The 13,245-nt window shown below is 71.6% G+C and carries 14 protein-coding genes; 7 read left to right on the top strand and 7 right to left on the bottom strand.

The window, feature by feature from the left end; translation table 11 throughout:
* Positions 1-12 precede the first annotated feature (12 nt).
* The 6 genes from ACTU3I_RS01030 to ACTU3I_RS01005 form a co-directional block, all read right to left on the bottom strand.
* Positions 13-1,686 (bottom strand): GMC family oxidoreductase, encoded by a 1,674-nt coding sequence (locus ACTU3I_RS01030; RefSeq protein WP_442923739.1) that lies wholly within the window; start codon positions 1,684-1,686, stop codon positions 13-15.
* Complete coding sequence (locus tag ACTU3I_RS01025; protein ID WP_442923738.1) at positions 1,683-3,425, bottom strand: aldehyde dehydrogenase family protein; 1,743 nt, start codon at positions 3,423-3,425, stop codon at positions 1,683-1,685. Before ACTU3I_RS01025 ends, ACTU3I_RS01030 begins: the two co-directional genes overlap by 4 nt.
* 28 nt (positions 3,426-3,453) lie before the next feature.
* Complete coding sequence (locus tag ACTU3I_RS01020; RefSeq protein ID WP_442923737.1) at positions 3,454-4,716, bottom strand: kynureninase; 1,263 nt, start codon at positions 4,714-4,716, stop codon at positions 3,454-3,456.
* Positions 4,717-4,726: 10 nt separating this feature from the next.
* On the bottom strand, positions 4,727-4,978 hold the full coding sequence (locus ACTU3I_RS01015) for a glutaredoxin family protein (protein ID WP_442923736.1): 252 nt from the start codon (positions 4,976-4,978) through the stop codon (positions 4,727-4,729).
* Positions 4,979-5,028: 50 nt separating this feature from the next.
* Positions 5,029-6,153 carry a glycosyltransferase gene (locus ACTU3I_RS01010; RefSeq protein ID WP_442923735.1) on the bottom strand — a complete coding sequence of 375 codons (1,125 nt, stop codon included), beginning with the start codon at positions 6,151-6,153 and terminating at the stop codon, positions 5,029-5,031.
* Between the two features lie 126 nt (positions 6,154-6,279).
* Positions 6,280-7,437 carry a polysaccharide deacetylase family protein gene (locus tag ACTU3I_RS01005; RefSeq protein WP_442923734.1) on the bottom strand — a complete coding sequence of 386 codons (1,158 nt, stop codon included), beginning with the start codon at positions 7,435-7,437 and terminating at the stop codon, positions 6,280-6,282.
* A 137-nt stretch (positions 7,438-7,574) separates the two neighbouring features.
* Between ACTU3I_RS01005 and ACTU3I_RS01000 the strand changes: the two genes are divergently transcribed.
* The 3 genes from ACTU3I_RS01000 to ACTU3I_RS00990 are packed head-to-tail and all read left to right on the top strand — an operon-like array spanning position 7,575 to position 9,074.
* Positions 7,575-8,306, top strand: coding sequence for a Pr6Pr family membrane protein (locus ACTU3I_RS01000; RefSeq protein ID WP_442923733.1), 732 nt, complete (start codon positions 7,575-7,577; stop codon positions 8,304-8,306).
* Positions 8,307-8,358: 52 nt separating this feature from the next.
* Positions 8,359-8,844 (top strand): DUF2975 domain-containing protein, encoded by a 486-nt coding sequence (locus ACTU3I_RS00995; RefSeq protein ID WP_442923732.1) that lies wholly within the window; start codon positions 8,359-8,361, stop codon positions 8,842-8,844.
* Positions 8,844-9,074, top strand: coding sequence for a helix-turn-helix domain-containing protein (locus ACTU3I_RS00990; RefSeq protein ID WP_442923731.1), 231 nt, complete (start codon positions 8,844-8,846; stop codon positions 9,072-9,074). Before ACTU3I_RS00995 ends, ACTU3I_RS00990 begins: the two co-directional genes overlap by 1 nt.
* A 17-nt stretch (positions 9,075-9,091) precedes the next feature.
* Here ACTU3I_RS00990 and ACTU3I_RS00985 read toward each other — a convergent pair whose 3' ends face one another.
* Positions 9,092-9,550, bottom strand: coding sequence for a winged helix-turn-helix transcriptional regulator (locus ACTU3I_RS00985; RefSeq protein WP_442923730.1), 459 nt, complete (start codon positions 9,548-9,550; stop codon positions 9,092-9,094).
* Positions 9,551-9,634: 84 nt separating this feature from the next.
* On the opposite strand from ACTU3I_RS00985, the gene ACTU3I_RS00980 reads away from it, so the two are divergent.
* The 4 genes from ACTU3I_RS00980 (at position 9,635) to ACTU3I_RS00965 (ending at position 13,216) form a co-directional block, all read left to right on the top strand.
* A complete protein-coding gene (locus ACTU3I_RS00980; protein WP_442923729.1) occupies positions 9,635-10,333 on the top strand; it encodes an SDR family oxidoreductase in 699 nt (232 codons plus the stop codon).
* Positions 10,330-10,824 (top strand): PaaI family thioesterase, encoded by a 495-nt coding sequence (locus ACTU3I_RS00975; RefSeq protein WP_442923728.1) that lies wholly within the window; start codon positions 10,330-10,332, stop codon positions 10,822-10,824. Before ACTU3I_RS00980 ends, ACTU3I_RS00975 begins: the two co-directional genes overlap by 4 nt.
* Positions 10,825-10,962: 138 nt before the next feature.
* A complete protein-coding gene (locus ACTU3I_RS00970) occupies positions 10,963-12,393 on the top strand; it encodes an FAD-dependent monooxygenase (RefSeq protein WP_442925294.1) in 1,431 nt (476 codons plus the stop codon).
* A 250-nt stretch (positions 12,394-12,643) separates the two neighbouring features.
* A complete protein-coding gene (locus ACTU3I_RS00965; RefSeq protein ID WP_442923727.1) occupies positions 12,644-13,216 on the top strand; it encodes an alternate-type signal peptide domain-containing protein in 573 nt (190 codons plus the stop codon).
* Positions 13,217-13,245 lie beyond the last annotated feature (29 nt).

Here is a 13,245-nt window from a genome sequence, read left to right as displayed (position 1 = left end):
CGGGGCGCTCGCTCAGCGTCCGGGCTCCGCCGGTCCCTGAGCGAGGGAGCGCAGCGACCGAGACGAAGGGCGAAGGAGGTCGGCGGCGACCTCCCCGATCACGATCGCGGGGGCGTTGGTGTGCCCGCGGATGACCGTCGGCATGACCGACGCGTCGGCCACCCGCAGTCCGCGCACGCCGCGCACCCGCAGCTCGGCATCGACGACTGCGGCGTCGTCGAGTCCCATGCGCGCCGTTCCGACCGGGTGATAGAGCGTGTGCGAGTAGCGGCGCAGCGACACCTCGTCGCGCTCGGCGGGGCTGAGGCTCTCGCCTCCGGCGGGCTGCACCCACCTCCCGGTGGTGAGCGCCTGCAGCGCGGGAGCCGCGATCAGCCGCTCGCACTCGGCGAGGCCGGCACGCAGCGTCGCCGCGTCGATGCCGTCCGGGTCGGTGAGGTAGGCGGGATCGATCAGCGGATGCCGATGCGGATCCCGGGAGGCGAGGCGGATGGTGCCGCGGCTGCGCGGTCGCAGCAGGATCGCCCCGACCGTGATCCCCTCGCCCGGCAGCGGCACGAGGCCCTCGCCGACGTACGGCGCGGGGGCGAAGATGATCTCGATGTCGGGGAGGCCGTCGGGGACGCCGGCGCGGGCCGCGGCGTCAGTGCGGACGAACCCGTAGGCCTCGGCCACATTGGAGGTCAGCATCCCCCGCCTCCCCGAGAGATACCTGCCCAGCTGCGCGGAGGTCTGCGCGCCGTAGAGCGTCCCGCCGAGAGCAGCCGGCGCCAGACCCGCGACGAGGTGATCCTGCAGGTTCGCGCCGACGTCGGGACTCTCGGCGGTGAGGCGGATGCCGTGCTCCGAGAGATGATCGGCCGGGCCGATGCCCGACAGCAGAAGCAGTTGAGGAGTGTTGACCGCCCCTCCGCAGAGCACCACTTCGCGCCGCGCCAGAACGCGCGAGCGCACCCCCCGCAGGTCGACGTCGACGCCGGTCGCTCGCGGCGCCTCACCGACGCGAGCGGGGGCGAAGGTGACGCGCCGCACGAGCGCGCCGGTCACCACACGCAGATTCCGTCGGCGTCGCGCGGGCCGCAGGTAGGCGTCGGCGGTCGACGCGCGGGCGCCCCGGCGCTGCGTCACCTTCGTCTGCGAGAACCCCTGGCCGCTCGGGAGGTTGGGCGCCGTCACGTCGTGGCCGACCTCGCGCGCGGCGGCGAGGAACGCGGCAGTGTGCGGGCGCGGATCGCGCTGGTCCTGCACGTCCTGAGCCCCGTCCGTGCCCTGGGTGCCGTGAGACGGATGCTGCGTCCGCTCCGCGCGACGGAAGTACGGCACCAGCGCGTCCCACGACCATCGCGGCCCGGCGGTCTCCGCCCACTCGTCGTAGTCGGCGGCGAACCCCCGGATCCACATCATGGCGTTCAGCGAGGACGATCCGCCGAGCGTGCGTCCGCGGGGCCAGTAGATCGTCCGGCCCTCGAGCTCGGCCTGGGGGACGGTGTCGTAGCCCCAGTCGTAGGGCCCGCGGAACAGCCGCGAGAAGGCCGCCGGCACGTGCAGCTCGAGCGCGCGGTCGGGGCCGCCGGCTTCGAGGAGGAGTACCGACACGGCGGGATCCTCGCTCAGGCGGGACGCGAGGGCGGCCCCTGCCGACCCGGCTCCGACGACGACGTAGTCGGCGACGATCGGCCGGCTCACGCGCGGAAGGCCTTCAGGAGCGTCGCAGCCAGGCGCGGGTAGTCGCGATCGATCTGGAACCGAGTCAGTCCCTCGCTCACGGCGGCGCCGGTGCGCGCGGAGACGAACCACGGCGGCTTGGGGAGCACCGTGAAGCGTGCGCGCCGACCGGGTCGGGGAACCGCGCGGGGGAAGGGCCGGAACGGCCCGCGCAGCACCGAGCGCTCCACGCGATCGAGCAGGCGTGCGTTGTGGACGACGCCGATCCCGCTTCCCACGTCGGCCGCAGTGCCCCCCGGGTAGGCACCCCACGACAGCGCGGGCACGGTGAAGGACACACCCGTCCAGGTGTTGATCGCGATGCCGCCGTAGCGAAGGTCGGCGATGGCGCGCTCGAAACCCTCCCCGAGCGTCGTCTCGGTGACGGGGTCGATGAGCACGTTGGCCCCGAGAGACCCGGTCAGCCGGTCGTTGGCGTGCGCGACGGCGGCGTCGAGAAAGGCCTGGCCGCTGCCGGGGAGCGTGACGACCCCGAGCACGGGGGCGAAGTACTCCGTCGTCTCGACGGGGTCAGCCGGCGCATCCGGCTCCACACGCACGAGGGCGCGTGTGCCGTCACCGAGCCAGGCCGCATCCGGATACGCCTCCTTCGCCGCCGCGAGGGCGGCGTCGCTCCGCGGATACCAGACGGGGCGCGCGGGCGCGGCCGCGTAGGCGCGTCGCAGCTCCGCGAGGAAGGCACCGCGCTGCGGCCAGTCGGCGCTCAGGATCACGACCTGAGCGGCGACGCAGTTGTGTCCGCTGTTCTGCAGCCGCATCGTGGCCACGTGCTCGGCCTGGAAGCGCAGGTCGGCCTCACTCCACGCGCCCGGCACGACGATGACGGGCGCGACACCCCCGAGTTCGGCGGTGATGGGCACGCGCAGCGCCGGGTCGTCGGCCTTCCGGCGGCGGGCCGCATCCGCACCCGAGCCCCACACGATCGCGTCGAACGTCGCGGCCGACCCGGTGATGTGCACGTGGGAGAACCCGGGATGCTGTGTCAGGTGGGCGCCGACGTCGGCGCCGCCGCGCACGATGCGCAGGAAGCCCGGTTCGATCAGCGGCGCGAGGGCGCGGCGCAGGACCGGCACGAGCGGGTCCTGCGTCGGATTGACCTTCAAGAGCGACACCCTGTTGGCGGAGAGGAGCTCGTACACGACGTCGAGCACCGGGATCGACGTCACGTTCCCCGCCCCGAGGACGAGGCCCACCCCGCCGGAGCGGCTCGGCGACCGCTGGCCGAGACCGGCCGCGGCGATCGCCTGACCGCGGGTGACGCCAGGCTCGAACCACACCTCGCCGGTGAACCCCGAGAGGACGAGCCGGTCGAGCGGCGCGGCGGGGAAGACGTGCGCCCGGAGCCGACCGCCGGGCGCGTCGTCGATGCGCACGCCGTCGAGGGGGCTGCGACGCTCGGCGAGAGCGCGGAGGGTGTCGCGGGCGGCATCGAGGGCGATGAGCGTCGTGTACGGCCCGGTCAGCCACTCCTCCCCGCGGAGCGGATGACCGGGTGGCAGCTCCTTGGCGGTGGCGGCGGCATCCGCCCACTCCGACGCCGTCGCGCCGACGGTGTCGTGCAGTCGCTCGAGGAGTCGCGCGCGGTGACCGAGCGAGAGCGTGGACCACAGGCGTGACCCGGTCTCGAGGTCGCTCAGCGCCGCGTCGATGCTCTCGCGGTCGGCCTCGGTGAGGGCGGATGCCGGCACATCGATGCTCATGGCGCTCTCCTTCGGGCGGATCTCCAGCTTAGGTCGCGCGCCCCGCGGATGCCGTGCCGACCGCGGCGAGAGCGCTGGCGACGGCTCGAAGGCCCGCCAGTGTCTCGGCGAAGCTCGTGGACAGCGGCGAGAGACCGATGCGCAGCCCGCCGGGCTCGCGATAGTCCGGCAGGACGTCGTCCCGCCACAGCCGGGCGGTCACCTCCCGCATAGAAGGATGCGAGAGCGTGACGTGCCCGCCGCGCTCGGCCGCATCCCGCGGCGAGGCGACGGTGACTCCCGCCCGGGCGAGGATCTCGTCGGCGACCCGGATGGCGAACTCGGTGAGCGCGACGGACTTCGCGCGCACCGCGTCGATGCCGTGCGTCTCCAGGAGCGCGAGCATGTCGAGCATCGGCAGCATCCCGACGATCGGCGGGGTGCCCGACACATACCGGCGCATCCCGTCTGCGGGCCGGTATTCCGGTCCCATGGCGAACACGTCGGCCGCGCCCATCCACCCCTGGATCGGCTGAGCGAGCGAGCGCTGATGCCGCTCGGCGACATACGCGAATGCCGGCGACCCGGGCCCACCGCCGAGGTACTTGTAGGTGCATCCGACGGCGAGGTCAGCGTTCCAGGCGTCGAGGTCGACGGGAACGGCGCCGGCGGAGTGGCACAGGTCCCACACCACCATCGCGCCGGCGCGGTGGGCGAGAGCGGTGAGCGCCCCGGCGTCGGCGAGATACCCCGACCGGTAGGCGACGTGGCTGAGCACCACGACGGCGGTTGCGGGGCCGATGGATGCGGCGAGGGACTCGGCGTCGACGCCCCGGTCGGGATCGACCTCGATCCAGCGCACGCGGCCGCCGCGCTCGGCGGCGATGCCCTCCACGACGAAGCGGTCGGTGGGGAAGTTGTCGCGATCGACGACGAGCTCCACCCGCGCGGGGTCGGCCGCCTGCTGCGCGTCGAAGGCCGCCCGGACGAGCTTGTACAGCAGCACGGTCGTAGAGTCGCCGACGACGGTCTGCCCGGGGGCGGCTCCGAGCACGGCCGCCCCGAGGCGGTCGCCGAGCGTGAAGGGCAGCTGCATCCACGTCTCGTCCCAGCCGCGGATGAGGCGCCCGCCCCACGCCTCCTCGACGAACGTCGCGAGGTGCGCGGCGGTGACGCGCAGCGGTCGACCGAGCGAGTTGCCGTCGAAGTACACCAGCGGCGTCTGCGCGCCGACGAAGGCGTCGCGAAGTGCGGCGAGCGGGTCGGCCGCGTCGAGCCTCGCGGCAGCGTCGGCCAGGGCGTCGCGGGTCATGCCGGGCGGATCAGATGAGGGCGAGCTCGCGGAGCTTCTGCTCGACGTCGTCGTTGCTCGGCTCGACGTGGTGTGTGGCGTCGGGGTACACCACGACGGGGATGCTCGTGCGGCCGGAGATCTCGCGGGCGACGTCGGCGGCAGCCGGGTCGGCTTCGAGGTCCACGTACTCGTAGGGCACACCGAGAGCGTCGAGCTGGGCCTTGGTGCGGCGGCAGTCGATGCACCACTGCGCGCCGAACATCGTCACGGAAGAAGTCATCCCCCCAGGCTAAGCCTCTTCGCGAGGCACGGGCGCGCCGCCGCCGGCGGTCAGGCGGCGATCTCGTCGGCGGACACCGTCGCAGCCGTCGCCGGCTCCGGGCGACGCTTGCGCGGGGCGTACACGACGAGGGCGTGGAAGACGAACCGCACGACGAACGCGGCGAGGAGGGTGATGGCGGCCGCCAGGACGCTCGGCAGGTGCGTGGCCTCGACCAGCACCCACAGCACGGGGATGCGGATCACGGCCTCGATGTTGTTGAAGGTGAACGACTTGGCGAACCGATGCCGCATCAGACCCGAGTCGGCGCGCATATCGGCGAAGACGAGGTACTCCAGCAGGAGGAAGTTCGTGACGATGGTGATCTCGCTCGCGACGATCGCCGCCCACACGTACTCCACGCCCACGGCGATGAGCGCCCACATGATCGCCAGGTTCGCCAGCGCGCCGAATCCGCCGACCAGCGCGAACGCCGACATGCGGCCGAACCGCAGCATCGTCAGCTGCGTGAGGAACCGCACCCCCTGCGTGAACGACGCCTTCGAGCGCCCGGCGTAACGCTCGGCGAAGTCGAACGGCACCTCGGCCAGGCGCAGCTGCCGCCGCGCGAGGATCTCGAGCAGGATCTTGAAGCCGCGCGGGCGGAGCGTCTCGAGCTCGAGTGCCGGGCGGTGGACGAGGAAGAACCCGGTCATCGGGTCGGAGCATCCGTGCAGCTTGCGGGGGAACATCGCCTTGGTGAGCACCGTGGAAAGGCGCGATACGGCGGTGCGCACCGATCCGGCGAGGCCCTTCGACGTGCCGCCCGACATGTAGCGCGACGCCACGACCACGTCGACGTCGCCCCGGCCGGCTCGCTCGAGCAGCTCCGGGATGACCTCCGGCGGATGCTGCAGGTCACCGTCCATCACGAGACACCAGTCGCCCGACGCGGCGCGCACGCCCTCCACGACCGCGCCGCCGAGTCCCCCCACCGGCCGCTCCCGGTGCAGCAGGCGCACCGGGACCTCGCTGGTCTCGGCCGCGCCGCGGATGACGTCGGGGGTGTCGTCGGTCGAGTCGTCGACGAAGACGACCTCGTATGCCGTGCCGTCGAGCGTGGCGGCGAGGCGCCGCAGCAGTTCCCGCACGTTCGCACCTTCGTTGAAGGTGGGGACGACGATGGAGAGGTCCATGAAAAGCTCGCGATCCGGCTGGGTCAGGGCGCTCTCAGCCTAGTGTCGCGCTCCTGAGCGAAGACCGTCCATCCCCAGGGCGATCGGCGGGAGTTCATCCGCCGTTCATCGCTGCGGTGGTCCCGCTCACCCGATGAGCTTCACCAGCGCGTCCAGGCCCATCCCGTAGTTGATCCGGATGCAGGGGAGCGCGAGCTTGTCGGTGCCGATGCGCACGTACCCCTGCTCGATCGTGCGGGCCATCTCGAATCCCGCCTGCACGACACCCTGCTTGGCGGTGTCGTTGTAGTGCCCGAAGGGGTAGGCGACGACCTCCTTGGCGCCGAGGATCTGCGCCGACTGCTCGAGGTCGGCGGCGATCACGTCGGCCGAGTCGTTGACCATCCGTCCGTCACCGTTCGCTCCGGCACGGTGCATGTCGTGGGTGTGGGAGCGCTGCAGCACGTAGGGGTTCGGTGTCGGAGCGCTGCGGAACGCGGTGATGACGAAAGACGTCGTGAGCAGCCCGCGCGCGTTCACGACCGGCGCGGCCAGCTCCAGCCAGGTCGGATCGGCGTCGTCGTCGGTGATGATCACGGAGTGCTGGGGGAGGAACAGTGCGCCGTCGATGAAGGCGCTCAACTCGTCCCACGTCGGCAGGTAGAAGCCGGTGTCGGCGATGTGCGCCATGTGCGCGTCGAAGTCGCCGAGATAGGCGTAGTTTCCGCGCAGCCATCCCGACTCGCCCTCGGGCTTCGTCGTGAACTGGTGGTACATGAGAATCGGCACGCCGGTGTTCTCGGCGGCATTCTCCTCCGGGGTCTTCCATGATCCGTAGAGCGTGATCTCCCGGTCGGTGCACGCGACGAGCTCAGCGCCGTTGACGCGCGCGGGGATGGCGAAGGCCGCCGCATCCGCCGCGCTCGCGTACCAGCCGGCGAAGACTCTGCCGTCCTGGCGGGGGATCGGAAGCGCCGCGTACAGCGCGCCCTGCGTCTGCAGCAGCGGGTCGAGGGCGATGCCGTCGCCGGAGAAGCTCACCACGCACGCGTTCACGTCGGTCGTGGTCGCGAGGAGGGCCTCGGCGGGCGTGAGCGGCGTCGGGGTGGGGGTAGGAGAGGGGTCGGGCGTCGGCGTGGACGCGACCTCCGCTCCCGCCGGGCGCATGAGCAGGAAGGCGGCCGCTCCTCCCGCCAGCGCCGCGACGACCACGACGACCGCCACGGCGACGGCGACGCCACGACGGCGTTGGCGCCCTCGCGCGGACGTGCGTGCGCTCGCCCGCGGACCGGATGCGGCAGCCATGGTTCCCCCCGGATCGCCGCGCCCCCGCGCAGCGGCTGCCGGAAGCATAGCGCCCGCGAACGTCCGAGCCCTGCCGTGGCGCGCGCGCCGCACGTCGCCCGTCCCCTAGCATGTGGCGCGGGACGAGGGGAGCCGACATGACAGTCACGGCCACAGTGAACGAGAACACCGACCGCCGCACCGCGGCGTGGGAGCGCGCGGCGCGCATCTGGTTCGGGGCGATCGCGGTGATCGTCGCCGCGGCGCTCATCATCCAGATCGTGCTCATCTTCACCGGCGGGCAGGACGCGAACTCGGGGGCGAACGCGACCGGCCCCGTCGACACCCGCCTGGTACGCCTGTTCAGCTTCTTCACGATCCAGAGCAACCTCTTCGTGCTCGGGACCTCGATCGCCCTCGCGGTGTCGATCCGCAGAGACGGGCGGATGTGGCGGATCCTCCGCCTGGACGCCCTGCTGGGGATCATCATCACGGGCCTGGTGTACGAGACGATCCTCGCGCCGCTGGTGCACCTCGAGGGGTGGGCGTTCGTGGCGACCATCGGCTTCCACTACATCTCGCCGTGGGCGACCCTCATCGGGTGGCTCGTGTTCGGGCCCCGGCCCCGGATGTCGTGGGGGACGTTCGCGCTCGCCTTCATCTGGCCGGTGCTGTGGCTCGTGTACACGTTCGTGCACGGTGCGGTCACCGGGTGGTACCCCTATCCGTTCCTGAACGTTACCGAGATCGGTTTCGCCGACTCGCTGCGCAACTCCCTCGTCGTCCTGGCCATCGGCGTCGTCCTCGCTGTGGTCCTGGTGCTGCTGGACCGCTGGCTGCCCGCTGTCATCTCCGGCCGCGGCGTGCCGACCAAGACCAGTAGAGGTTGACTTAGTTATCGAATATCGATAAATTTCTGTCGTTCCTCGGAAAGGCGGAATCATGGGCCGACTCACCCTCGCTGTGCTGCGCGTCGTCATCGCGCTCTCACTGGCAGGTTCTGTCTTCGTGCAGGTCGTGATCGTCCCGCTGGTGTGGGTCGATCTCGAGAACGAGCCGCTCGCGGGGCGGGTCTCGCTCGTCGTCCTCGCTGTGCTCGGCATCGTCACCATGCAGGTCTTCGCGGTGTGCGTGTGGCAGTTGCTCGCCCTCGTCGGCCGTGGCGCGGTGTTCTCGGATGCCGCGTTCCGCTACGTCGACATCATCATCGGCGCGATCGCCGCCGCATCCGTTCTCGCACTCGTCCTCGCGGTGCTGCTCGCACCGGGCGGCGCGGCGCCGGGGGTGGTGGCGTTGGTCGGCGGCGCCTCGTTCGTGCTCGGCGGCATGGCTCTCCTCGTCGTCGTGATGCGGACGCTCCTCGCCCAGGCCATCGCGCGCGAGCAGGAGGCGCTGCAGCTGCGCGCCGAGCTGAGCGAGGTGATCTGATGCCGATCATCGTCGACATCGACGTGATGCTCGCCCGGCGCAAGATGAGCGTCGGGACCCTGGCCGAGCGGGTCGGGATCACTCCCGCGAACCTCTCGGTCCTCAAGAACGGGCGCGCGAAGGCCGTCCGCTTCTCCACTCTCGAGGCGCTGTGCGACGTCCTGGAGTGCCAGCCCGGCGACCTCCTGCGGTGGGAGCCGGCCGAGGCCGAGGTCGTCGCCGCGCCCTGACCGCCGAGAGTCTCGGCTCAGCGCCTCGTGTATGCGGGCGTGGGCTGGGGGTGGACGTCGGTGCGATCGAGGACCCTGCCGTCGTCGTCGACGAAGGCGAGGTGCGCGCGGGTGCCGTCGGACGTGCGGTATTCGATGCTCGGTCCGTCGGGGAGGGGGCGGTGCGCATCGCCCCAGCTGCCCAGAGCGGCCAGCACCGACAGGGCGTCGCGGCCGGCGTCGGTGAGCAGATACTCCTCGCGCGTGCGCTCGCCGGGGTCGCGATACTGCCGGCGTTGCATGAGGCCCGCGTCCACGAGCGCGTCGAGCCGGGCGCCGAGCGTCGCGGGCGGGATGCCGATGCGACGGAACTGCGCGAAGCGCGTGCGACCGAAGAACGCCTCGCGCAGCAGGAGCAGGTTCCACTTCTGACCGAGCAGCTCGAGGGACCGGGCGACCGAGCAGTGCCGATTGGCGGGCAGGTCGAGAGCGGACATGCGTCCAGCGTACGCGGGCTACGGATGCTGAAGCCAGGTGCTAGCATCACTGCCTGAAGCCAGATCGCAGCGAAAGGGGCGTGCATGCCCGCCATATCCCACGCGGTGGTGCTCGTGACGGGTGCCGCCGGCGGCCTCGGAGGGCACTTCGTCAGCCAGGCGCTCGAACGCGGTGCCGCGAAGGTCTATGCGGCGACGCGCCGGCCCTCGGCCGACTCGGGTGACCCGCGCCTCGTGCCTCTGCTGCTGGACGTGACCTCGCCCGCCTCCATCGCCGCGGCAGCGGAGGCCGCCGGTGACGTATCCGTGCTCATCAACAACGCCGGCGTCTCCAACGGGTCGGGCGTCATGGGCGATCTCGCCCCGGCGCGCGAGCTGTTCGAGACGAACTTCTGGGCCCAGCTCGCCGTCGCCGACGCGTTCGCTCCGGCGCTGCGCGCGCAGCGCGGCGTTCTGCTGAACGTCCTCTCGGCGCTCAGCTGGATGGGTCGCGCCGGCGCCTACAGCGCCGCCAAGGCCGCGCTATGGTCGGCCACCAACACGCAGCGTTTGCTGCTCGCTCCCGACGGCGTTCACGTCGCGGGCCTGCACGCCGGGTTCATCGACACCCCGATGACGGCGAGGATCGACGCGCCCAAGAGCGACCCGGCAGACATCGTGCGCGCGGCATACGACGGCATCGAGGCGGGGGACTTCGAGATCCTCGCCGACGACACCAGCCGCGAGGTCAAGGCGGCACTGTCCGGCCCCGTCGAGGCGCTCTATCCGGAGGTGCGGCGATGACCTCGCGCGAACGCACCTACACATGGGAGGATCCCGCGGCGCTCGCGGCCGAAGGGCGTCGGCGCAGCGGGATCGACCTTCTCACGTCGATCCGCAGCGGCGAGCTGCCGCCCCCACCCGTGGCCGAGATGGTCGGCTTCGACATGGTCGAGGTGGGCGACGGCACAGCCGTGTTCTCGCTCGAGCCCGCCGAGTACCACTACAACCCCCTCGGCACCGTGCACGGCGGAGTCCTGTCGACGCTGGCCGACACGGCGCTGGGCTGCGCCGTGCACACGCGCCTGCCCGCGGGGACCGGCTACACCTCGCTCGACCTGGTGGTGAAGTTCACTCGCGCCGCAACGGTCGACAGCGGCACCCTCACCTGCACGGGCCGGGTGGTGACTCTGGGCCGTCGCGCGGCGACCGCCGAGGCGACCATCGTCGATGCCTCGGCCCGGGTCGTGGCCCATGCCGTCTCGACGCTGATGATCCTCCGTCCCGACGCGTAGCGCTCGGGTTTCATCCGGCGATCGCGGACGCTGAGGTCCGGACCCTGCCCGCATTTCCAGGGTAACGGCGAAGGCGGGGCTTGCCGCAAGACCCCCCTGCGGGTCCAGACTGATCGGCCGACGGAGAACGGGGTGACGATGGTCGATGTCGTGGTGGTGGGTGGCGGGCCGGTGGGGTCGATGCTGGCGGCGGAGCTGCGGTTGCGCGGTGTCGAGGTCGTGATCCTCGAGCGTGAGGGAGCCCTCACGCCGGTCGTTCGAGGTCTCGGCCTCCACGTGCGGAGCATCGAGCTGCTCGACCAGCGGGGGATGCTCGCGGAGTTCCTGGAGCGTGGCACGACCTACCCCCTGCAGGGGTCGTTCGCCGGCATCCTCCGACCCGCCCCCGCCGACATCGACACCGCACACGCGTACCTCCTCGGCATCGCGCAGACCGAGACCGATCGCCTCCTCAGCGAGCGGGCTCTCGCCCTCGGCGCGGACCTCCGCTGGAACGCCGAGGTGGTCGGCGTCGAGCAGGATGCGGACGCGGTCACCGCCATCCTCGCCGATGGGGAGCGGGTGAGTGCCTCCTACCTGGTCGGATGCGACGGCGGCCGAAGCACCGTACGGCGACTGCTGGGTGTCCCCTTCCCGGGGGAGGCTGCGACCACGGAGTGGTTCCTCGGCGAGGTGCGCATCGGCGTCGACGAGGGCGAGGCGATCGCGATCGCCACCGAGGTGCGCACGCGCGATCTGGGCTTCGGCATCGGCCCCGTGGGAGACGGGTTCTTCCGCGTCGTGGTGCGGGCTGCCGCTCCGAGCGACACCCCTGCGGCGCCGGTGCTCCTCGACGATCTGCGGCGACGCCTCCGCGCCGTGGCGGGCACGGACCTCGGCGTGCACTCGGCGCGATGGCTCTCGCGGTTCGGCGATGCCACTCGTCTCGCCGAGGGCTACCGCGTGGGGCGGGTGCTGCTCGCCGGCGATGCGGCGCACGTGCATCCGCCGCTCGGAGGTCAGGGGCTGAACCTCGGCATCCAGGACGCTTTCAACCTCGGCTGGAAGCTCGCCGCCGAGATCGGCGGATGGGCGCCGTCTGGCCTCCTCGACACGTATGCCTCGGAGCGGCGACCCGTCGCCGCCGACGTGCTCCGGTTCACCCGGGCCCATTCCGAGCTCATCCGGCTCGACCCCGGACCGCAGGCGGTGCGATCCGTGCTCGATCACCTTCTCGACATCGACGACGTCAACCGGTACCTCATCGAACAGACGACGGGGATCGGCATCCGCTACGACGTCGGCGCGGGGCACGCGCCACTCGGGCGTCGGCTGCGCGACGTACCGCTTCCCCACGGCCGGCTGTACGAGCTCCTGCGCGACGGGCGCGGCGCGCTTCTGGATGCGGGCGGGCGGCTGTCGGTCGCAGGCCGCGAGGACCGCGTGCACCATGTCGCCGGTGCGGCCACCCCGTGCGCCGAGTCGGCGGTGCTGCTGCGCCCCGACGGCCACATCGTGTGGCTGGGCGACGACGACGCCGGCCTCGAGCCGGCGCTCGAACGCTGGTTCGGCCCCGCAATCGACGGCTGAGAGGAGAGATCGTCCCCCAACCATGGGGGTTTCTTGAGGTTGCGTTGAGGATCGGGTGCTTTCGCCGACGAACGCCTCGACGGCCTTGCGCCAACGCTGTGGGACCGTTCTCACTGCGCACGGGTGATCGTTGCGGTCGGCGCTCAAGACTGTAGATGTCGCAAGGGCAGCAGGTCGGAACAGACCGGCACACAGGCTCCGACACCCACCCCTCATCTGCGGTGAAGCGCCGCATCCGAAAGGACATCCCATGAAGAAGTTCGTCAAGGCCTCGATCGCCACCGCCGCCGGCGTCACCCTCCTCCTCGGCGGGGCCGGCACGTTCGCCAGCTGGAACGCCTCGGCCACGTCGCAGGGTGCGACCATCGCGGCCGGCAACATGGTCGTCGAAGACTCCGGCACGGCCGGCACCTGGACCGCCAACGGCCAGAGCATCGCCCTCTCCGACTACCGCATCGCCCCCGGCGACACCCTCACCTACACCAAGACCATGTCGATCAGCGCCGAAGGCGACAGCATCGAGGCCACTCTCGGCCTCACCGGCGGCTCCATCGTTGCCGCGGATGTCACCGACGCCGACGACCAGGCTCTCGCCGGGTACCTGCTCTCCAACGCCACGCTGGCCGCGAGCGGCACGGGCATCTCCGGCACCGGCCCGACCTTCACCGTCGCGCCGGGCAACGGCGTCGTGGACGAGGACGTGACAGTCACGGTCACCATCGCCTTCCCCTACGGAGACACCGTCGGCGGCAACAACAACGCCATGAACGGCGCCGTGAGCCTCAGCGACCTGACCGTCACGCTGACGCAGGCCACCGCGTAAGTCCCGAACGGTCAGCGACCGCTTTTCAC

This window comes from Microbacterium sp. RD1, assembly GCF_052220165.1.
Taxonomy (GTDB): domain Bacteria; phylum Actinomycetota; class Actinomycetes; order Actinomycetales; family Microbacteriaceae; genus Microbacterium.
Note: the sequence above shows the minus strand (reverse complement) of the source record. Positions and strands in the feature narration are given on the sequence as shown.